General features: G+C 71.8%; 18 protein-coding genes, 1 tRNA gene and 2 riboswitches. Of the genes, 8 read left to right on the top strand and 11 right to left on the bottom strand.

Annotated elements, in window-relative coordinates; translation table 11 throughout:
- The first annotated feature begins 828 nt into the window (after positions 1-828).
- On the top strand, positions 829-1,857 hold the full coding sequence (locus tag HII36_RS25990) for a toxin glutamine deamidase domain-containing protein (RefSeq protein ID WP_328807895.1): 1,029 nt from the start codon (positions 829-831) through the stop codon (positions 1,855-1,857).
- The gene (locus tag HII36_RS25985) at positions 1,854-2,123 is read left to right on the top strand and encodes a hypothetical protein (RefSeq protein ID WP_173525856.1); all 270 of its coding nucleotides are present in this window, start codon (positions 1,854-1,856) and stop codon (positions 2,121-2,123) included. Before HII36_RS25990 ends, HII36_RS25985 begins: the two co-directional genes overlap by 4 nt.
- Before the next feature lie 231 nt (positions 2,124-2,354).
- Here the strand turns inward: HII36_RS25985 and HII36_RS25980 are convergent, their stop codons facing one another.
- From HII36_RS25980 to HII36_RS25965, 4 genes are all read right to left on the bottom strand, one after another.
- Positions 2,355-4,847: an ABC transporter permease gene (locus HII36_RS25980; protein WP_173525855.1), complete on the bottom strand. Its 2,493-nt coding sequence runs from the start codon at positions 4,845-4,847 to the stop codon at positions 2,355-2,357.
- Position 4,848: 1 nt separating this feature from the next.
- Positions 4,849-5,601, bottom strand: coding sequence for an ABC transporter ATP-binding protein (locus HII36_RS25975; protein ID WP_328807894.1), 753 nt, complete (start codon positions 5,599-5,601; stop codon positions 4,849-4,851).
- A 103-nt stretch (positions 5,602-5,704) separates the two neighbouring features.
- Positions 5,705-6,355, bottom strand: a complete 651-nt coding sequence (locus HII36_RS25970; RefSeq protein WP_328807893.1) for a response regulator transcription factor — start codon at positions 6,353-6,355, stop codon at positions 5,705-5,707.
- A gap of 14 nt (positions 6,356-6,369) precedes the next feature.
- Positions 6,370-7,545, bottom strand: coding sequence for a sensor histidine kinase (locus tag HII36_RS25965; protein WP_173525852.1), 1,176 nt, complete (start codon positions 7,543-7,545; stop codon positions 6,370-6,372).
- 159 nt (positions 7,546-7,704) lie between these two features.
- Between HII36_RS25965 and HII36_RS25960 the strand changes: the two genes are divergently transcribed.
- Positions 7,705-8,277, top strand: coding sequence for a hypothetical protein (locus tag HII36_RS25960; RefSeq protein ID WP_173525851.1), 573 nt, complete (start codon positions 7,705-7,707; stop codon positions 8,275-8,277).
- A 58-nt stretch (positions 8,278-8,335) separates the two neighbouring features.
- A complete protein-coding gene (locus HII36_RS25955) occupies positions 8,336-9,262 on the top strand; it encodes a 2-hydroxyacid dehydrogenase (protein WP_173525850.1) in 927 nt (308 codons plus the stop codon).
- 28 nt (positions 9,263-9,290) lie between these two features.
- Here the strand turns inward: HII36_RS25955 and HII36_RS25950 are convergent.
- Positions 9,291-9,363: transfer RNA gene (locus tag HII36_RS25950), tRNA-Leu, on the bottom strand.
- Positions 9,364-9,875: 512 nt separating this feature from the next.
- Positions 9,876-10,349, bottom strand: a complete 474-nt coding sequence (gene bcp, locus HII36_RS25940) for a thioredoxin-dependent thiol peroxidase (protein WP_173525849.1) — start codon at positions 10,347-10,349, stop codon at positions 9,876-9,878.
- A 150-nt stretch (positions 10,350-10,499) separates the two neighbouring features.
- Here bcp and HII36_RS25935 point away from each other — a divergent pair, with 150 nt between their 5' ends.
- Entirely contained in the window at positions 10,500-10,832 is a 333-nt protein-coding gene (locus HII36_RS25935; RefSeq protein ID WP_173525848.1) for a DUF3618 domain-containing protein, read from the top strand.
- Between the two features lie 51 nt (positions 10,833-10,883).
- Here the strand turns inward: HII36_RS25935 and HII36_RS25930 are convergent, their stop codons facing one another.
- Complete coding sequence (locus tag HII36_RS25930) at positions 10,884-12,077, bottom strand: amino acid deaminase/aldolase (protein WP_173525847.1); 1,194 nt, start codon at positions 12,075-12,077, stop codon at positions 10,884-10,886.
- A 138-nt stretch (positions 12,078-12,215) separates the two neighbouring features.
- Here HII36_RS25930 and HII36_RS25925 point away from each other — a divergent pair, with 138 nt between their 5' ends.
- Together HII36_RS25925 and HII36_RS25920 are read left to right on the top strand one after the other, a co-directional pair.
- Positions 12,216-12,815, top strand: coding sequence for a DUF6286 domain-containing protein (locus HII36_RS25925; RefSeq protein ID WP_173525846.1), 600 nt, complete (start codon positions 12,216-12,218; stop codon positions 12,813-12,815).
- A 34-nt stretch (positions 12,816-12,849) separates the two neighbouring features.
- Positions 12,850-13,350: a hypothetical protein gene (locus tag HII36_RS25920; protein WP_173525845.1), complete on the top strand. Its 501-nt coding sequence runs from the start codon at positions 12,850-12,852 to the stop codon at positions 13,348-13,350.
- Between the two features lie 16 nt (positions 13,351-13,366).
- On the opposite strand, the gene HII36_RS25915 is transcribed toward HII36_RS25920, so the two are convergent.
- From HII36_RS25915 to gcvT, 3 genes are read right to left on the bottom strand one after another with little or no spacing between them, the layout of a single operon-like run.
- Positions 13,367-14,743, bottom strand: a complete 1,377-nt coding sequence (locus HII36_RS25915) for an L-serine ammonia-lyase (protein ID WP_173525844.1) — start codon at positions 14,741-14,743, stop codon at positions 13,367-13,369.
- Between the two features lie 54 nt (positions 14,744-14,797).
- Positions 14,798-15,187, bottom strand: coding sequence for a glycine cleavage system protein GcvH (gcvH, locus tag HII36_RS25910; RefSeq protein ID WP_173525843.1), 390 nt, complete (start codon positions 15,185-15,187; stop codon positions 14,798-14,800).
- Entirely contained in the window at positions 15,184-16,269 is a 1,086-nt protein-coding gene (gene gcvT, locus HII36_RS25905) for a glycine cleavage system aminomethyltransferase GcvT (RefSeq protein ID WP_173525842.1), read from the bottom strand. Before gcvT ends, gcvH begins: the two co-directional genes overlap by 4 nt.
- A 34-nt stretch (positions 16,270-16,303) precedes the next feature.
- Positions 16,304-16,399: riboswitch (glycine riboswitch) on the bottom strand.
- Positions 16,400-16,497, bottom strand: a riboswitch (glycine riboswitch).
- 92 nt (positions 16,498-16,589) lie between these two features.
- On the opposite strand from gcvT, the gene HII36_RS25900 reads away from it, so the two are divergent.
- Positions 16,590-17,420, top strand: coding sequence for a hypothetical protein (locus HII36_RS25900; RefSeq protein ID WP_173525841.1), 831 nt, complete (start codon positions 16,590-16,592; stop codon positions 17,418-17,420).
- Positions 17,421-17,593: 173 nt separating this feature from the next.
- Here HII36_RS25900 and HII36_RS25895 read toward each other — a convergent pair whose 3' ends face one another.
- Positions 17,594-19,291: a M28 family peptidase gene (locus HII36_RS25895; protein WP_328807892.1), complete on the bottom strand. Its 1,698-nt coding sequence runs from the start codon at positions 19,289-19,291 to the stop codon at positions 17,594-17,596.
- Positions 19,292-19,376 lie beyond the last annotated feature (85 nt).

The following is a 19,376-nucleotide window of genomic DNA, read 5'->3' as shown; positions in this document are numbered from 1 at the left end:
GTATCGCGGGGGTCATCGGGGGTTTCGGAGGCATCGGAGGTATCGGGGGCATCAGAGGCGTCGAGCGCGGCCACGGGGTCTGGCGCATCGGGCGCATCGGGGGTGTCGGGCCCGGCCTCGGATACGTCCGCTGAGCCGGGGAGCGCGCGGGAAGCGGCGCTCGTGGGGGCCGTCGCCGTGGCGCGCGCCGTGAACGGCCGCGCCGAGGGGGCTCGGCGCGCGGCCTCCCAGACCGAGAAGACGCCGCCGGAACTCGAACGACTTCAGCAGGAGGCGCGCCGCGCCACCGACCGTTCCCCGGACGCACCGCGCAGGCCGGATCGTCCCAAGGGGTCGCGACGTGCGCCCGAGCGGCCGAAGGAGGCCCGAAGCGTCCTCGACCGCCTCAAGGAGGCGCGGGGCACGCTGCGCCGGGTCGATGAGATCCTTGACACGGCCGACCACCGGGTGGCACCCGGCTCGGCGGACCCCCAGGCCAGGCGGACGCGGTCGGAGCGCGCACGGTCGGAAGACGCCCGTCCCGAGGGCAGGCGGTCGGAGGGTCGGCGGGCTGAGGGCGTGCGAGCCGAGGGTGCGCGGGCTGAGGGCACGCGGGCTGAGGGCACGCGATCGGAGGGGACGCGACCCCAGGAGGACCGCACTCTGGACGCGCGCCCTCCGGAGACGCGTGCTCAGGAAGCGCGTGCTCAGGAGGCGCGACCGGAGAAGGCGCGCCTGGGGGATGGGCGGGCCGAGGAGGTTCGGTCCGAGTCGGCGGCGACCGAGGAGGCCGGGCGCCCCGGCGGGGCGTCGCACCGCGCTGCGGCCTCCCAGGGAACGCGCCGCGAGTTGGAGCGGTCGGCGGAGGCACGGCGGGCGCTGGAGCGGCCCGAACGGGTCCGGCGGGCGCTGGAACTGCGCGAGGAGGCACGGCGGGCGTTCGTCGAGCGCGAACGGCTCGCCGCCACACCCCCCACGCAAGACGAACGCAACCGACTGGACGCACCGCACCGGACCCAGGGCGAGACGGAACGGCTGGATGCGGCGCGTCGAAACCACGGCGGGCGCGAGCGGTCGGAGGGGATCGCCGGTGCATTGGGTGAGCGGGGTTGGGCGGGGGTGTTGCCGCCGTTCGGTTGCCCCTGGTCGGCCGGGTCGCAGGCCGGTCCCGGGGAACTCGACTGCGCTGCCGGGGCCCAGGCCGTGGCCGGTGAGCGTGGGTGGGACGACGAGGAGGGGCCGCGCGGTCCCGTCGTACGTGACTGGTTCGACGGGCCGCGCCGCCCGCGCAGGCTGGCCGACTTCCGGCCGTACGGCGTGCCAGGGGGTCTGGCGCAGGCCGACCCGCAGGTGGAGCGGGACCTGACGCAGGCGTTGCCGCCCGGCACCCGCTTCCCCGATCCGCGCGGCACCTGGGTGCGTCTGGTGAACGGCGGCGGCCCGGCCGACGATCCGTTCCGGGCGTCCAATGCCGCGGACTGCGCGCTGGCCGTCCTGTCCACCTGGCACGGCGATCCCACGGCGGCGGCGGCCCGGCTGCCCGAGTACGACAGGATCGGCAGGCCGCTGCTCACCGGCGAGAAGGGCGGCGTGGCCAGGATCGAGCGGTGGGTCGGCCACCGCTTCCAGTACGCGGGCCAGGGCGCCCAGACCTACCCCCTGCTGGCCAGGCGGCTGCTGGAGGCCGGGCACGGGGCCGCGGCGGTCATCGTGGTGCGCTGGCCCAGCGGCGGCGCGCACGCCTGGAACGCGGTCAACTCCGGTGGCGAGGTGATCTGGATCGACGCCCAGCGCGGCCACATGTCCGTCGAACCGCCCTATACGCGGGTGACCGGGGTGTTCTGCGTGATCCTCGACAGGAAGGGGCACGCGCGATGAACCTCGATCAGGCCCGGGCCCTGGTGGAGGAGTACTTCAACAGCGTCCGTCCGGCCGATGAGCCGCTGTCGGTCGGGATCCACACGTTCAGCGAGGGGTACGTCGCCTGGGTGCGCGAGTTCGGCCCGGACGATCCCGCCGCGCTGCCCGACACGGTGGGCGGCGGGTGCGTCGTGATCGACAAGCACACCGGCGAGGTGGCCACGCGCCCGCTGCTCGAACCGGAGTCCGTCGCCGAGCTCTGGCCAGGCCGCACCACCAGGTGAGCCGCCGTGAGATGAACCCGCGCGGCACGCGACGGCGTCCGGGGCGGGGAAGGCCGGGCGCCGCCCCCATGAGACGCCCGGCCCTCGGGTCGCGCCGGGCTGCGGGCCGCGCCCTGGCCGCGCGACCCGATGTGCACCCTCTATCCATAAATTTCGGATTTATTCGCCTTTATCCCGCCCCGGCGCCCCGGCGCCCGGCGCCCCGGCGCCCGGCTACCCGGCCGCCCCCGGCTACCCGGCCGCCAGCGACCCGACGATCGACGCCTTGGCCGCCCGCCGCGCCGGCAGCACCGCGGCCAGCACCCCCGCCAGCCCGGACAGCACCATGAACAGCCCGATCTGCGCCACCGGCGCGGAGAAGACGGCGCCGTCGATCATCGCGCGTACCGCCGCCCACCCGAACATGACGCCGAGCACCACGCCGACCAGCGCCCCGATCAGCCCGAGCACCAGCGCCTCCACCGAGAGCATCCGCCGCAGCTGCGGCCGGGTCAGCCCGAGCGCCCGCAGCAGCGCGGACTCCTTGGTCCGCTCGTGCACCGACAGGGACAGCGTGTTCGCGATGCCCAGCAGCGAGATCAGGATCGCCAGCCCGAGCAGCCCGGTGATGATCATCAACAGCATGTCCAGCGTCTCGTCGAACTGCCCGCGCACGTCGGTCGAGCTCTGCACCAGCACCGTCGGGTACGGCGCCGCCGCCGCGTCCACCAGCTCGCGGGCCCGCTCGGGCGGCACGCCGTCCTTGCTGTTGACCAGCACCCGGGAGTCGGGGACCGCGCCGAAGGAGGCGTCGAACTCGCGCTCGCTCAGGGTGAGGTCGGTCAGCGTGGTCTGGGTACCGCTCAGGATGGCGACGACCTTCAGCGACAGCTCGCGTCCCTTCTCCGTCTTGACGGTCAGGGTGTCGCCGAGCCGCGCGCCGAGCCGGTCGGCCGCGTAGTCGACCACGGCCACCTGCCCGGCGCCGAAGCCCTTCATGGTCCCGGTCTTCACGAACGGGTCGATCGGGCCGGTGAACGTCCCGGTCTGGACGTCCTTGCCGCCCACCTCGCCGACGGCCTCGCGGATCTGCACCACCGACTCCAGCTCCGGCGTGGCCCGCAGCCCCTCGGCCACCGAGCGCGGGATGGCGGAGTCGCGTTCCTGGGTCATCAGCATGTAGTCGATCGGGAACTGGTCGTCCAGCTTGTCCGTCATCGTCACCCGGGTGGACGCGGTCACCACCGAGATCAGCGTCATCAGCGTCACGCCGATGGTCAGGGCCACCGTGGTGGTGGCCGCCCGCTTGGGGTTGCGTCCCGAGTTGTCCACGGCCAGCCGTCCGGGCACGCCGAACAGCCGGCGCGGGACCCAGCCGACGAACGCGCTCAGCGGCTTGACCAGCACGGGACCGAGGATGAGCACGGCCAGGAAGGTCAGCGCGCCCCCGCCCATGACGACGAACAGCGAGGTCTGCTCGCCCGGCGTCATCGCCGGCGCGCCCAGGGCGGTCGTGCCCAGCCCGGCCAGCAGGAAGAGCCCGGCGAAGATCGTCCGCAGCAGCCCGGTGCGGAACGTCTGCTCCTCCACCTGGGTGCGCAGCGCCGCGATCGGCGCCACCCTGGTGGCCGCGCGGGCCGGCAGCACGGCCGCGACCACCGTCACCACCAGGCCGGTGACCAGGCCGATCGCGACGGTCGCCGGCGCCAGCGCGACGGCCGCGTCGGTCGGCAGCGGCGCGTCGAACGCGCCGAGCACGGTCAGCGTGAGCGTGGCCAGGCCGTACCCGACGAGCAGGCCGAGCGCCGAGGCGAGCAGCCCGACGACCGCGGACTCCAGCAGGATCGAGCCGAACACCTGCCCGCGCGTCGCCCCGATGCACCGCAGCAGCGCCATCTCCCTGGTGCGCTGCGCCACCAGGATGTTGAAGGTGTTGTAGATGACCAGCGCGGCCACCACCATCGCCACGATGCCGAACATCAGCAGGCCCATGGTGAGCGCCTGCGCGGACACCCCGGCCTCATTGGCCAGCGCGTCGGCCAGCTCGGCGCCCGTCATGACCCGGAGCCCCGGCCCGGCGGCCGCGGCGACGGCCCGCTTGAGCGCGTCCGGGGCGGCGCCGGCGACGTCGATCTCGGCGTAGCCCTTCGCGCCGGTCATCCGCTGCGCGGTGTCGAGGGTGAAGCCGAGCGCGCCGGTGTAGGCGAGCTCCTGGTCCACCCCCGGGTCGAGCAGCCCGACCAGCTTGAACTGGTGCTTGGCGCCCTTGTGGTCGAGCACGGTGACGGTGTCGCCGGGCTTGAGCCCCTGGGCCTTGGCGGTGTTCTCGTCGAGCACGGCCGCCTGGTCGTCGGTGCCCGGGCCGGAGCCCTGGGTGATCGTGGTGCGGTCCAGCGGCCCGGGGACGACGGACAGCGCCGTGGTGGCCGCGTTGCCGACGGCCTTGCCGTTCTTGCCGAGCAGTGGCGCGGGCGCGCGGACCAGGCCCTGCGCCTCGGTCACGCCGTCGAGCGCGCGGATGCGCTCCAGCGTGCGCGCGGAGAGCGCCTTGTCGTTCTTCCCTGGCAGGACGGCGACGCTCACCTTGTCCGCGTCCGCCGTGACCCGCTCGGAGAAACCCGCCTGGATGGTGTCGTTCAGCACGAACGTCCCCGCGATGAACCCCACGCCCAGCGTGATCGCCAGCGCGGTGAGCAGCAGGCGCAGCTTGTGCGCGCGCAGCCCGGCCAGAGCCGTCTTCAGCAACTCAGGCCTCCAGCCGCATCAGCGTGTCGAGCACGGACTGCGGCGACGGCGCGGCGATCTCGGTGACCAGCTCGCCGTCGCGCAGGAACACCACCCGGTCGGCGTACGAGGCCGCCACCGGGTCGTGGGTGACCATGACGATGGTCTGGTGCAGCTCACGCACCGAGGTGCGCAGGAACGACAACACCTCGGCGCCGCTGCGCGAGTCCAGGTTGCCCGTGGGCTCGTCCGCGAAGATCACCTGAGGCTTGCTGATCAGCGCCCTGGCCACGGCCACGCGCTGCTGCTGGCCGCCGGACAGCTCCGACGGCTTGTGCCCGAGCCGGTCCTGCAGCCCCACGGTCGCGATGACCCGGTCGAACAGCGCCTGGTCGGCCTGGCGGGCGGAGATCTCCAGCGGCAGGCGGATGTTCTGCTCGGCGGTGAGCGTCGGCAGCAGGTTGAACGCCTGGAAGATGAACCCGATCCGCTCGCGCCGCAGCAGCGTGAGCTGCTTGTCGCTCAGCCCGGTCAGCTCCACGTCGCCGATGCGCACGCTGCCCGAGGTGGCCGCGTCGAGCCCGGCCAGGCAGTGCATCAGCGTGGACTTGCCGGAACCGGACGGACCCATGATCGCGGTGAACGCACCGGTGGCGAAGGCCACGTCCACTCCGCGCAGGGCGTGCACCTGGGCGTCGCCTTGGCCGTACGTCTTCGTCAGCCCCCGGGCGACCACAGCCGGTGGGGCCTGGCGCGGGGTCTCGGTGAGGGTCACGTTCACTCCTTGCGTTGTCGGGACAAGGCAACGCTAGGAGTGGATTTCGCGGTATTCGTGGGCCTTGAGGAGGGACTTGATGTAGGACCAGAGATGACCCCGGTCAGCCTTTCGGCCGATGCGACGGCACGACCAGGCCGCTCTCGTAGGCGTACACGACGACCTGGGCCCGGTCGCGCAGCCCCAGCTTGGCCAGCACCCGGCCCAGATGCGTCTTGACGGTCGCCTCGGCCACCTCCAGCCGACCGGCGATCTCCAGGTTCGACAGCCCGCGCGCCACCATGAGCAGGACCTCGCGCTCGCGCGGCGTCAGGTCGTCGGCCGCCGGGGGCCGCTCCACCGGCAGCTGGGCGGCGAACGCGTCGAGCATCCTGCGCAGCGTGCTCGGCGCCATCACCGCCTCGCCCGCGTGCACCGCCCTGATCGCGTCGACCAGGTCGGCCGGCGGCACGTCCTTCAGCAGGAAGCCGGACGCGCCTGCCTTGACCGCGTTGAAGGCGTATTCGTCCAGGTCGAACGTGGTCAGGATGAGCACCTTCGGCCCGTCGATCCGCCTGGTGGCCTCGACGCCGTCCATGACGGGCATGCGCACGTCCATGAGCACGACGTCCACGTCGACGCTCCGCAGCCGCTCCAGGGCGGCGGCGCCGTCGCCGGCCTCGGCCACCACCTCGATGTCCGGCTGCGCGCCCAGCACCATCTTGAAGCCGGCGCGCAGCAGCTCCTGATCGTCGACGAGCATCACCCGGATCACCTGACCGCCTCCCGCTATGCCGCCGCGGCCAGGGGGAGCCTGGCCAGGACCTCGAAGCCGCCGCCCGGGCGGGGGCCCGCGCTGACTGCGCCACCGTACATGCCGACACGTTCGCGCATGCCGATCAGGCCGTGCCCGTCGGCGCTGGCCGGGGCCGACGCGCCGCGGCCGTCGTCGGTGACGCGGACGACCAGCTCGGGACGGTCGTAGCTGATCTCCACCGTCGCCCGCACCCCCGGCCCGCCGTGCTTGAGCGCGTTGGTGAGCGCTTCCTGGACGATGCGGTAGACCGCCAGCTGCTGGCCTTCCGGCAGCTCACCCGGCACGCCGTCGACCAGCAGCCTGGCCGGCACGTTCGAGCCGCGTACCAGCTCCTCCAACTGGGCCAGGCCGGGCTGCGGGGTGTAGTCGGTGCTCTCGGAGTCGTCTTCGCGCAGCACGCCGACCAGCCTGCGCATCTCGGCCAGCGCGGCGCGGCCGGTCTTGGAGATGTTGCGCACCGCCTGCCGCGCCTGCTCGGGGTCGCTGTCGAGGGCGAAGCCAGCGCCGTCGGCCTGCACCACCATGACGCTCACGTTGTGCGCGACCACGTCGTGCAGCTCCCTGGCGATCCTGGTGCGCTCGGCCGCGGCGGCGATCCTGGCCTGCTGGTCGCGCTCGCGCTCGGCACGCTCGGCGCGTTCCTCCAGGCCCTCCAGGTAGCGGCGGCGGGTGTTGGCGTACAGGCCGGTCAGCCAGATGGTGATGACGAAGATCGAGCAGCTGAAGAACGTCCCGAACGTGGCCGTATCCCAGTGCACCAGCATCAGGAAGACGCCCAGCTCGGCCACCAGCCCGGCGGCCACCGCCCAGCCGAACCTGCACTGGTAGGCCACCGCCCACAGCGCCACCAGCACCGACAGGTTGGCCGGCACCGGATCGACGTGTGCCAGCCACTGGCCGAAGCACAGCGCCGCGATGATCGCGAACGCCGCCAGCGGCCGGTGCCGCCAGGCCAGCGGCACCAGCAGCACCGCGCTCAGCGACAGGTAGCCGCCCGCGCTGAGGTACGTGCCGTCGTCGATCGGCCCGTTCGTGACGTACGGGACGGCCAGGATCGTGCACAACACGGCCAGCGGCAGGACCCGCAGAAAGCCGAACGTCTTCTCATGGCGCCGCGACCACGCCCGTACGCTGCCGAACACACCCATCACGATATGTAGCCCCGGTCGCCGCTTGGTCCGTCTCAAGGGGGAACTCCGGGTACGACCCAGGTCTTACCTGTGGCCCGGCTCTTACACCGGTCTTACGCTGGATCGGGCACCGTTGTCTCTGGGAGCGCCCAACTGGGCGAGTAAAGGGAGATCGTGATGGCGGATCATGATCGAGACGCCGGGTCGCGCGGCGAAGAGGAAGCGCCGCGCGACCCGACCCCGGGAGAGGAACAGCCGGCCGCGTTACCGCCCGGCGAGCCCCCGACCTCGACGAGCTACGGATACACCTCCTACGCCCACACCATGCCCGGCGGCGCGCCGCCCGGCTGGGGAGCCGAGCCGCCGCCGCGCTCCGACACCTTCAAGGACTTCTTCCGGCAGAAACCCGCTCAGATCCTTGCCGCCGGCCTGCTCGGCCTGCTGTTCGGCGTGCTGCTGGGCGGCGGTGCCGTGGCCGCGCTGACCAGCCTGGACGACCGCCACGACCGCTGGCAGGACTATCCCCGCGTGCAGCGGATCCCCGGCTCCGACTGCCTGCCGCACCCGAGCGGGAGCTACTGCGTCTTCCCGCAGTACCCGGTGCACCCGATGCCGTCGATGTACCCGTACCCGTATCCGCCGCCCTACCCGGTCCAGCCCAGGGTCGAGCCGCGGCCGATGCCCACCAGGACCGTCACGCTGGCGCCGCCCACCCGGGTGCCGACCCCCGTCCCCACCAGGACGGGCTAGAGGTTTCCTCCTCCCGCCTGGGGAATGACACCTGTGGTGCCGGCGAAGCGGGGGTGACATGGCGGGCAACGACGAAACGGGCCGCGTCATCGCCCTGGTCCCCGAGCGCCGGGGCCTGGCCGCGCTGTCGGAGGTGCCCGGCGTCGAGCCCCTCCTGTACGACGTGGCGCGGCCGCTGCCCGACGGTGCGGCCGAGGCCGAGGTGATCGTGGTGCCGTCGCGGCCGGTCGACGAGGTGCTGTCGGTGATCTCCTGGCTGCCCGGGCTGCGGCTCGTCCAGACCCTGAGCGCGGGCACCGACCAGTGGACCGGCCGGCTCCCCGCCCGCGTCGCGCTGTCGAACGCCAGGGGCGCACACGGCCCCGCGGTCGCGGAATGGGCCGTGGCCACGCTCCTGGCCGTCTACCGCGAACTGCCCGCCTTCGGCCGCAGCCAGGCCGACGGCCGCTGGCGGCCCCGGGTCACCGACACGCTGTGCGGCAAGCACGTGCTCGTCGTGGGCGCCGGCGACCTGGCCGAGAACCTGCGCTCCCGGCTCGAACCGTTCGGCGCGCGTGCCACGATGGTGGGCAGGAGCGCCCGAGACGGCGTCCGCGCGCTCGCCGACCTGCCGTCGCTGCTGCCCGAGCACGACGTGGTCGTCGTCATGGTGCCGCTCACCGAGCAGACCCGGTGGCTGGTCGACAAGGACTTCCTGGCCCGCATGAAGGACGGCGCGATCCTGGTGAACGCCGCCCGCGGCCCGATCGTCGACACCGAGGCGCTGCTGGCGGAGACCGGCGCGGGCCGGCTGCGCGCGGTGCTCGACGTGACCGACCCCGAACCCCTGCCCGACGACCACCCGCTGTGGCACGCGCCCGGCGTGCTGATCACCCCGCACGTGGCCGGCGACGTGCCCACCGCGGACGCCCGCGCGTGGGAGGTGGCCGCGGCCCAGATCGCGATGTACGCCCGAGGGCGGCAGCCCGCGAACCTGGTCACCTGATCGGACGTGGCCAGAACCGGGGAATGTGTAGGGCCGGTGGGATTCGAACCCACACTAACAGCCACCTAAAGACTGCGCCTCTGCCATTGGGCTACGACCCCTTTTCGCCTTTCCCTTACCGGCGAAGGTATCGGTTTGAGAATGGCAGTTCGGACAGAGGAAGCGTAGATTCTCCACGCGGTTGTCGAGCCAGTCTCCATTGACGTGGTCGACGTGGAGTGTCAGCGGCCTTCCCTGCCACGTGCCGTCAATCCTACAGCCTGCGCACGCGTACGGGACCCCTGCTTCGGACAGCGCACGGCGGAGCACCGGGGCCTTCTCGCGGTTGGATCCGGGCTCGCGCACCACGAGAATCTCCTGGTGGGAGCGCATGGTCGGCGGGCGCTTGCCGCGCCCGTGCGCCTGGCCGACGAAGTGCGAGGTGTCGATTCCGAAATGCTTCAACCGGCGGCTGATGTGGGCGTGGCCGCCGCCGGTCCACTTGATGCCCAGGTGCCGAAGCACGTCGGCGACGGTGCCGCGCCTATTCTTGCGGCATATCCGACTTAATTGGCCTTTTCTTCGAAATCGTGCCGGTGGCGGGCCCTCGGTCGAGGGCCCACGTCCCGGGCGGTCAGGCCAGGCCGAGCTTCTTCTTGAGCGCGGCCACGTGGCCGGTGGCCTTCACGTTGTAGAGCGCCTGCTCGATCTTCCCGTCGGCGTCGATGACGAAGGTGGAGCGGATCACCCCGACCACCTCCTTGCCGTACAGCTTCTTGGGCCCGTACGCGCTGTAGGCCCGGTGCACGTCCAGCTCGGGGTCGGACAGCAGGGGGAAGGTCAGCGCGTCGCGCTCGACGAACTTGGCCAGCTTGGCCGGCTTGTCCTTCGACACGCCGAGCACGACGAAACCCTCGTCGGTCAACTGGCTCAGGTTGTCGCGGAAATCGCAGGCCTGCTTGGTGCAGCCGGGCGTCATCGCGGCGGGGTAGAAATAGAGGATCACCCGCTTGCCGCGGAAGTCGTCCAGCGAGACGGTGCCGCCGTCGGCGGTGGGTAGCGCGAACTCGGGCGCGGCGTCGCCGGGCGCGAGCTTGGTTTCTGTCATGGGCCCTCCAGAGTTCTTCCAGGAAAACCTACCTGGCTGGCCGCCGTGCCGTACGGTGCGCCGACCTGACAGACTGATCACGACCAGAACGGTCGCAGCTCGCACGGAACGGACGCGGGCGTGACCACGAGTACGGTCGAAAGGAGAGCCATGGCTGACACCGATCCCGACGAGTTGGAGCGGCGGATCGCGCGGACGCGCGCGGAGTTGGCGCAGACGGTCGACGCCATCGCCGAGCGGGTGAGCCCCAAGCGGGTCGCCGAGCGCACGGTCGCCGACGTGAAGACCCGGGCGGGGACGTTCGTCGCCTCGGTGGGTGACGCGCTCGGCGTGTCGCCGCGGCGCCCGGTCGAGTACGGCGACGACCCGGACCGGCTGTGGGAGGAGGAGCAGCCGAACCTGGCGCCGGTGCTGATCGGTGTGGGCGCGGTGCTGGTGGTGGGGGCCGCCATCATGTTGTGGCGGCGCCGCCGTCGCCGCTGACCGGGGCTTGTCGGCACGCGGGGCTGACCGGGGCTTGCCGGCAGGCGGGGGTCAGAGGAACGTCTTGCCCTCGCCCCGGTACGTGGGCACCGTCTCCACCAGGCTCTCGCCGTCGATGAGGTGCAGCGCGTCGAAGCGTTCGCACATCTCGCCCGCCTTGGCGTGCCTGAACCAGACCCTGTCGCCCACCCGCAGGTCCTCGGCCGCCTGGCCGAGCAGCGGCGTCTGCACCTCGCCGGCCCCTTCGTCCGGCGCGTAGCGCAGCCCGGCGGGCAGGTACGGCTGCGGCAGCCGGGTCGGCCCGGCGGGCCCCGAGGCGAGGTAGCCGCCGCCGAGCACGGTGACCGTGTCGCGTCCTGGGCGGCGCACCACCGGCAGGGCGAACAGCGCCGCCGGACGGCCGGTGAAGCGCCGGTAGAAGTCGAACAGCCGCGGATGGAAGAAGCCGGAACCGGCGGCGACCTCGGTGACCGCCTTCTCGCGTACCGTGCGCTCGATCGAGCCGGTGCCGCCGCCGTTGACGAACTCCAGGTCGGCGTACTGGCGTACGGCGTTCACGATGCGGCCGCGGCGCACGATGAGGTCCCTGGCCGAGCGTGACTGCATGAGGCGCACGACCCGGGCGAACGCCGCGTTGCCCGGCGGGTCGTCGCCGACGCCGGCGATCTGCGCCTCGTACGCCATCAGGCCCACCAGGCGCAGCCCCGGCCGCTTGGCGACGGCGGCGGCCAGGTCGGCGGCCTGGTCGGGTTCGCGGATGGTGGAGCGCAGCGCCCCCGCCCGGAACTTCCCCCCGAAGGTGATATATCCGGCGTCGATGTCGATCGAGACCCGGATCTCCGCCCGTGGCCGCACCCCGGACACCGCCGACTCGATCAGGTCCAGGTGCTCGGCCGAGTCGACGGTCAGCGCGATCTCCGCGGCCGCGCGCGGGTCGGCGGCCAGCGCGGCGAGCGCCTGCCTGTCGGCCGTCGGGTACGCCACGAGGACGTCCGTAAATCCCTGGGAGACCAGCCAGAGCGCCTCGGGCAGGGTGAAGGCCATGATGCCGCGGAAGCCGTCCATGGCCAGGATGCGTTCGAGCACCGGCCGGCTGCGCACCGACTTGCTGGCCACCCTGATCGGCTTGCCGGCGGCCCGCCGTACCAGGTCCGCGGCGTTGGCGCGCATGGCGGCCAGATCGAGGATGGCGAACGGCGGTTCGAGCGCGGCGGTGGCGCGATCGTAGCGCCGGCGGTCCTCCATACCAGCAGCGTAACGGCATATCGGGCAAATGAATATGAGGAGGGTTCATATTAATCGGGTCGCCCGTAATGATCGGGCAAATGGGCGGCGGGGGCGCGGTTCAGCCGATGCCGGACCCGTGTACGTCTGGTCGTTGTGATGACCACACTGCAGCAGATACTGCCCCGTGCCGCCGTCACCACCCAGCACACGGGACTGCGCACGGCGAACCGGGCGCTCCGGCCGGCGCGTACCGTGCCGGGGGCCGTCGTGGCGCTCACGCTGGCCGCCGGGCTGGGCCTGACCTCGGCGGAGATCGTGGCGGGGCTGCTGGGCAAGCCGCTCGGCTGGATCCCGGTGAACGAACTGGCCGATCTCGCCGGCCGGCACACCTGGCGCGAGGTGTCCGGCGTCGCGGTGGCCGCGGCTGGCGCGGGCCTGCTGATGCTGCTCCTGGCGATCGTGCCGGGACGCTCGCGGATGGTGCCGGTGGAGACGTCCGACCAGCGGATCGTCATCGGCATCACCCGTTCGGGCCTGCGGCGCACGCTGCGGGCGGCGGCCCAGCAGGTGGACGGCGTGGCCAAGGCCCGGGTGCGGCTGCGCCGGCGGGCCATCGAGGTCACGGTGGTGACCTGCGGGGAGAGCTCGGGCTCGATGCTCAGGCAGGTCGGCACCGCCGTCGGCGACCGGCTGGCCGGCGTGGGCACGCTCGGCACCGGCGAGGTCATGGTGCGCCTGCGCAGGAGGGGCCTGTGACGGGCGAGCCGGCGAAGAGTAAGGGGGAGGGGCCGTGATGCGTCAGTACGCGGGCAACCGCATCGGGCTGGCCGTGGTGGGCGGGATCCTGCTGGCCGCGGGCACGCTCGCCTGGCTGCGCGGCCACGACCGCCTCTTCGGGCTCGCGCCGCACGCCAAGATCCTGCCCGCCCAGCTCACCCGCCCGATCGCGGAGGAGCCGTGGCCGCTGTGGCTGCTCGCGCTCGTCCTGCTGCTGACCGCGCTGACGGCGCTGCGCTGGCTGCTGATCAGCCTCGGCTGGGGCCGCCGCGGCACCCGCGAGGACACCGGCACCGCCATGCTCTTCGTCGGGCTCAAAGGCGTGGACGGGCTGAGCAAGGCCGGCGTGCGAGCCGGCGAGGACGGGGTGCGCATCGCGGTCACCTGCCCGCCCGCCGCGGACGTGGGCGCGGTCGTCGGCAAGCTCGACCAGGACGTGGTGGGCAAGATCCGCAGGGAGATCCGCGACGACGAGGCGGCCACGGTGGTCCGCCTCCACGTCCGCCGCAAGTGACCTCCCGCGCCCGGTCTCAGCACTCGATGACGTTGACGGCCAGGCCGCCGCGTGAGGTCTCCTTGTACTTGTCCAGCATGTCGCGGCCGGTGTCGCGCATCGTCTTGATGGCCTTGTCCAGGGCCACGTAGTGGCGGCCGTCGCCGCGTAGCGCGATCCTGGCCGCGGTGATGGCCTTGTTGGAGGCCACCGCGTTCCGCTCGATGCACGGGATCTGGACGAGACCGCCGATCGGGTCGCAGGTCAGCCCCAGGTTGTGCTCGATGCCGATCTCGGCGGCGTTCTCCACCTGCTCGGGGCTGCCGCCCAGCACCTCGGTGAGTCCGGCGGCGGCCATCGAGCAGGCCGAGCCGACCTCGCCCTGGCAGCCGACCTCGGCGCCGGAGATCGAGGCGTTCTCCTTGAACAGCACGCCGATGGCGGCGGCGGTGAGGAAGAACCGGACGACGCCCTCATCGTCGGCGTGCGGGACGAACCGGGTGTAGTACGTCAGGACGGCCGGGATGATGCCGGCCGCGCCGTTCGTGGGCGCGGTGACGATGCGTCCGCCGGCGGCGTTCTCCTCGTTGACGGCCAGGGCGAACAGCGCCACCCAGTCCATGGCCTGCAGCGGGTCCTTCTCCGCCGACTCCGACTGAAGGCGGCGGTGCAGCTGGTTGGCGCGGCGCTTGACCTTCAGCCCGCCGGGCAGCACGCCCTCCTTGGAGATGCCGCGGCGCACGCACTCCGACATGACCCGCCACAGGTTCAGGATCCCGGCCCTGATCTCCTCCTCGGAGCGGCCGAAGGCCTTCTCGTTCTCCAGCATCAGGCCGGAGATCGACAGACCGGTGTTCGAGCAGTGCTTGAGCAGCTCCTCCCCGGTGGTGAACAGGTAGGGGAGCACGGTGTCGTCGGGCTTGATGCGGTCGGCGCCGGTGGCCTTCTCGTCCACGACGAAGCCGCCGCCCACCGAGAAGTACACCTTCTCGCGCAGCTTCTCGCCGGCGGCGTCGAAGGCGGTGAAACGCATGCCGTTCGGGTGCTCGGGCAGCGAGATCTTCCGCTCGAAGACCAGGTCCTCGCCCACCACGAACGGGATCTCGTGCGTGCCGTACAGCTTCACCCGGCCCGCGGCGCGCATCTCGGCCAGGCGGTCGTCGATGCCGTCGACGTCCACCAGTTCGGGCTTCTCGCCGGACAGGCCGAGCAGGACCGCCTTGTCGCTGCCGTGGCCCTTGCCGGTCAGGCCGAGCGAGCCGTACAGGATGGCCTCGACCCGGGCCACGCGCTCCAGCAGGCCGTCGTCGGACAGGCCGCGGGCGAACTTGTGCGCGGCGGCCATCGGTCCGCCGGTGTGGGAGCTCGACGGGCCGATGCCGATCTTGAAGAGGTCGAAGACGCTGATCGCCATTGATGTGCGCCCTTCAGAAAAGGCCGGGGCCCGTGCCGGGCCCCGGCGGGTTGATCAGGACTCGCCTGAGGTGAGCGCCGCGTACTCCTCGGCGGACAGCAGGTCCTCGGGGTCGCCCTCCATGCGGACCCGGAACATCCAGCCCTCACCGTACGGGTCGCTGTTGGCAAGACCCGGGTCGTCCAGGACGGCCTGGTTGACCTCGACGATCTCACCGCCGACCGGGGTGTAGATCTCGCTCACCGACTTGGTCGACTCGACCTCACCGACCGAGTCGCCCGCCGCGAAGGTCGCACCGACGTCCGGGAGCTGCACGTAGACGACGTCACCAAGGGCCTCGGCGGCGAAGGCCGTGATGCCGACGGTCACGGTGATCCCGTCGTCCACGCCGGCCACCCATTCGTGTTCCTTGGTGTAGTTCAGGTCGTCAGGGATGTTGCTCACTTGTTCCTCCTGTAGAAGGGCAGCTCGACCAGGTCCATGGGTTCATGGCTGCCCCGAATGTCCACGGCCAGACCTTCGTTGACCCCGGTGTCGACGTAGGCCATCGCGATGGGCTTGCCCAGAGTCTGGGAGGGGGCCCCGCTGGTGACCTCGCCGACGACGGCGCCGTCCTTGGTGACCGGGAACCCGTGACGGGGTACCCGGCGGTTGCGCGCGACCAGGCCGACGAGCCGCCGCCGTGGCTGGTCGTCCTTGACCGCCTCCAGCGCCGCCCTGCCGACGAAGTCGCCCGGCTTGTCGAATTTCACCACCCTGCCCAGCCCCGCGTCGAACGGGGTCAGCTCCACGCTGAGTTCGTTGCCGTACAGCGGCATACCCGCCTCGAGGCGGAGCGTGTCGCGGCTGGACAGTCCGGCCGGGACGATCCCGTGCGGCTCGCCGGCGGCCATCAGGGCGTGCCAGAGCGGCACGGCGTCCTGGTTGGCCACGAACAGCTCGAAGCCGTCCTCGCCGGTGTAGCCGGTCCTGGCGATCAACGCCTGCCTGCCGTCGACCACGCCGGGCAGGCCGGCGTAGTACTTCAGCCCGGGCAGGTCGGCGTCGGTGAGCGTGGCCAGGATCTCCTGCGCGCGCGGCCCCTGGACGGCGATCAGCGCGTACTGGTCGGAGCGGTCCTCGACCACCGCGTCGTACGACTTGGCGCGCTCGGTCAGCTCGGCGGCGACCTTCTGGTAGTTCGACGCGTTGGCGACGACCATGAACTCCTCGTCCGCCAGCCGGTAGACGATGAGGTCGTCGAGCACCCCGCCGCGCTCGTTCACGATCATGGTGTACCTGGCGCGGCCGGGCGCGAGCGCGGACAGGTGGCCCACCAGGGCGTAGTCCAGCGCGTCCGCGGCCTGCGGGCCGGTCAGGAAGATCTCGCCCATGTGCGAGAGGTCGAACAGGCCCGCCGCCGTGCGCACGGCGTTGTGCTCGGCGGACTCGCTGCCGTAGCGGAGGGGCATGAGCCAGCCGGCGAAGTCGGTCAGCGTTGCGCCGAGATCAGCGTGAACGTCTCGCAGCGGTGTCGGTCGGGACATTTGTCGCACCTCAGGACAGGATCGGATGCCAGCATCCTCCCCCTCTGTCATCGATGCCTGAGAGCTTCGCCCGAGTTTTGCCGGACTTTCACCTTCGGCGAGGCCAGCAGGCCTGCTTTCCAGAGGACACCTCGTCCGTGCGGTCCTTTGCCTTGAGAGGTTCGCGGGGAGGGCTTGCTCCTTCAGGGGCCCTGACCGGATGTCAGAGCGCTCTCCCGCACGGTTTCGTCGGTGATGTCCGTCAGCCTAGTGCCGTCCCGGGGGTGTTGTCGCGTCTCAGGAAGAGCGAACCGATCCGGGGGCGCTCACGTCTTAGAAGTATGAATCGGCGAACGGCGGTTCTGGCTCTGGCCGCCGCCCTGACGACCGTCTCCTCGTCCTCCGCCGCACCTGCCGCCGCGCCTGCTCGTTACACGGCCTCGCTGACCGTGCTGGAGTCGCCCGAGCACGGTCCGCAACTGTGCGTGGGCGTGCAGTTCTCCGACCCGCCCCAGTGCACGGGCCTGGACGTGGCCGGCTGGGACTGGAGCGCGGTGCGGCACGAGGCGCGCGAAGGCGTGCGCTGGGGCGACTACCGGCTGGTCGGCACCTGGGACGGCGCCAGGCTCACCATCACCGAGCCGCCCGGCGAGCCCGCGCGCCATGGACCGATGGCGGACGAGGACCTGACCCCGTGCCCGGAGCCGGCCGGCGGCTGGCCGATCGCCGACGGCGCGAAGACGACCTGGCAGAGCGCCAAGGAGGCGATGGCGCGGGCCGAGAGCGCCGGGGACTTCGCGGGGGCCTGGTTCGACCAGCCCCCGGTCGACGGGCCGGTCTCGGAGGACACCTACGATCCCGGCCGGGCCGTGGTCAACGTCGCCTTCACCGGCGGCCTGGCGGGGCGTGAGGAGTGGATCCGCGAGATCTGGGGCGGGCCGCTGTGCCTGAGCCGCGCCCAGCGCACCGAGGCCGAGCTGCGGGCGCTCCAGGGCCGGGTCTCTCGGGATCGCCGGGCCGCGGGCGACTTCGTCGGGTCGTATACCGACATCTCCGGCAACCGGGTGGTGATCATGGTCTGGGTGGCGACCGACGAGCTGCGCCGCGAGCTGGACGCCGCGTACGGCCCCGGCGCCGTCGAGCTGTCCGGAATCCTCCAGCCGGTCAACTGAGCGGCGACGGTGATAGCGGGCCGGAACGCGAAACCGCCCGTCCCCGGCAGGTCGCATGCCGGGAACGGGCGGAGGTTCGACCGCGTGCGGGCCGGTCATGGCAGGTCAACCCGCACGCGGTGGTTCGCTGGGCGCCTCGGGGCAGGCCGGGGCGCCCGTGACCGTCGGAACCGTCAGGAGGCCTGCCACAGGGCGGGCACGTTCGGCGGTTCCCAGCCGGGCAGGCTGGTGTGCGCCTGCAGGCAGCGGTAGCTCACGCCCTGATAGGTGACGACCGCGCCGCTGGCGTAGGCCGTCCACGGCGCCCAGGAGGTTCCCTGGCCGTCCCCTGTCACGGTGAGGCTGTACGAGGCCGAGTGGTCCGCGTTCGCGCCGTCACCGCTGAGCGTGATCGGATATGTGTTCGCGACCGTCCCTGAGGTGGTCGCGATCGTTACGGTGGACGACTGTCCTGCCGTGATCGTCTGAGGGTTGAAGGAGACGGTGACCCCGGCGGGCACGTTGCCTGCGGAGAGCGTGATGCTCTGCGCCTGGCCGGACGTGACCTGGGTGTTGACCGTGGCGGTGGTCGACTGACCGGCCTGCACGGTGGCCGAGGCCGGGGTCACCGAGATCGAGTAGTCGTTGTCGGGGGGAGTGTTGCGCACCGTCAGGCCGAACGAGGTCGACCTGTCGGCGTTCGCGCCGTCACCGTTGAGAGTGATCGGATATGTGTTCGCGGCCGCCCCTGAGGTGGTCGTGAACGTGACGGTGGACGACTGTCCTGCCGTGATCGTCTGAGGGTTGAAGGAGACGGAGACGCCTGCGGGCACGTTGCCGGCGGAGAGCGTGATGCTCTGCGCCTGGCCGGACGTCACCCGGGTGCTGATCGTGGCGGTGGTCGACTGACCGGCCTGCACGGTGGCCGAGGCCGGGCTCACCGAGATCGAGTAGTCGTTGGACTGGCTCGAGCCCACGGCCAGCTTCCACAGCACGTACGCGATGGCGTCGGAGTTGCGGTCGAGCGCGGTCACGTTGACGTTGCTCGGGTAGGTGTCGCAGGCGCTGTGGTAGCAGCGGTCGAAGGCCTGGCCGGCCGTGCCGCCCCACTTGGCGGCCTGAGCGGTGGTCTTGCGCGCGCTCGCCCCGGTGAACACGCCCCCGACCCGCACGCCCGCGCTCTTGAACGGGGCGTGGTCGCTGCGGCCGTCGCCTTCGGTCTCCCGGTCGGTCTGGATGCCGAGGGTGGCGTAGTACTCGTTGAACGCCTGCTGGAGCCCGGCGTCGTCGTCATAGACGAAGTAGCCGGGGTTGGGCGAGGCGATCATGTCGAAGTTGAGATACGCCTCGACGCCTGAGCTGCCGCCGTTCTGCACGTAGTAGCGGGAGCCGACCAGCCCGGACTCCTCGGCGCCCCACCAGGCGAAGCGGACGTGCTTGGTGAGCGTCGGGTTGGTCCTGGCCAGCGTGAGCGCGTTCTCCAGCAGGGCGGCCGAGCCCGTGCCGTTGTCGTTGATGCCCGGTCCCGACGAGACGCTGTCGAGGTGGGCGCCGAGCATGATGGTCTGGTTGGTCGGGCCGCCAGGCCAGTCGGCGATCAGGTTGGGGCCGCCGCTGAAGTTCTGCAGCCGGGTGGTGAACCCGGCGGCGTCCAGCCTCGACTTGATGAAGTTGACCGACGCGGTGTAGCCGGGCCGGCCGGAAGCGCGGTTGCCGCCGTTGCTCTGGGCGATCGACTGCAACTGGCTCAGATGCGCTTGCACGTTGGCCACCGGGATGTCCGGCGCGGCCAGAGCGGCAGCGGTGGTGGCGCCGGCGCTGTTCGCCAGCGTGGTGACGGTCAGCGCCAGGCCGCATAACGCGGCCAGGCCCGACCTGAACTTGGGGTTCACGTTCAGAGCTCCTGGGTGGAGGGGACGGGCGGCCACCCCGGCGTGGCCGCCCTGGTCGTGCGTCGGACCGGTCTTGCGACTTACC

Origin of the sequence: Nonomuraea antri (genome assembly GCF_013283785.1) — a bacterium.
GTDB lineage: Bacteria > Actinomycetota > Actinomycetes > Streptosporangiales > Streptosporangiaceae > Nonomuraea > Nonomuraea antri.
Note: the sequence above shows the minus strand (reverse complement) of the source record. Positions and strands in the feature narration are given on the sequence as shown.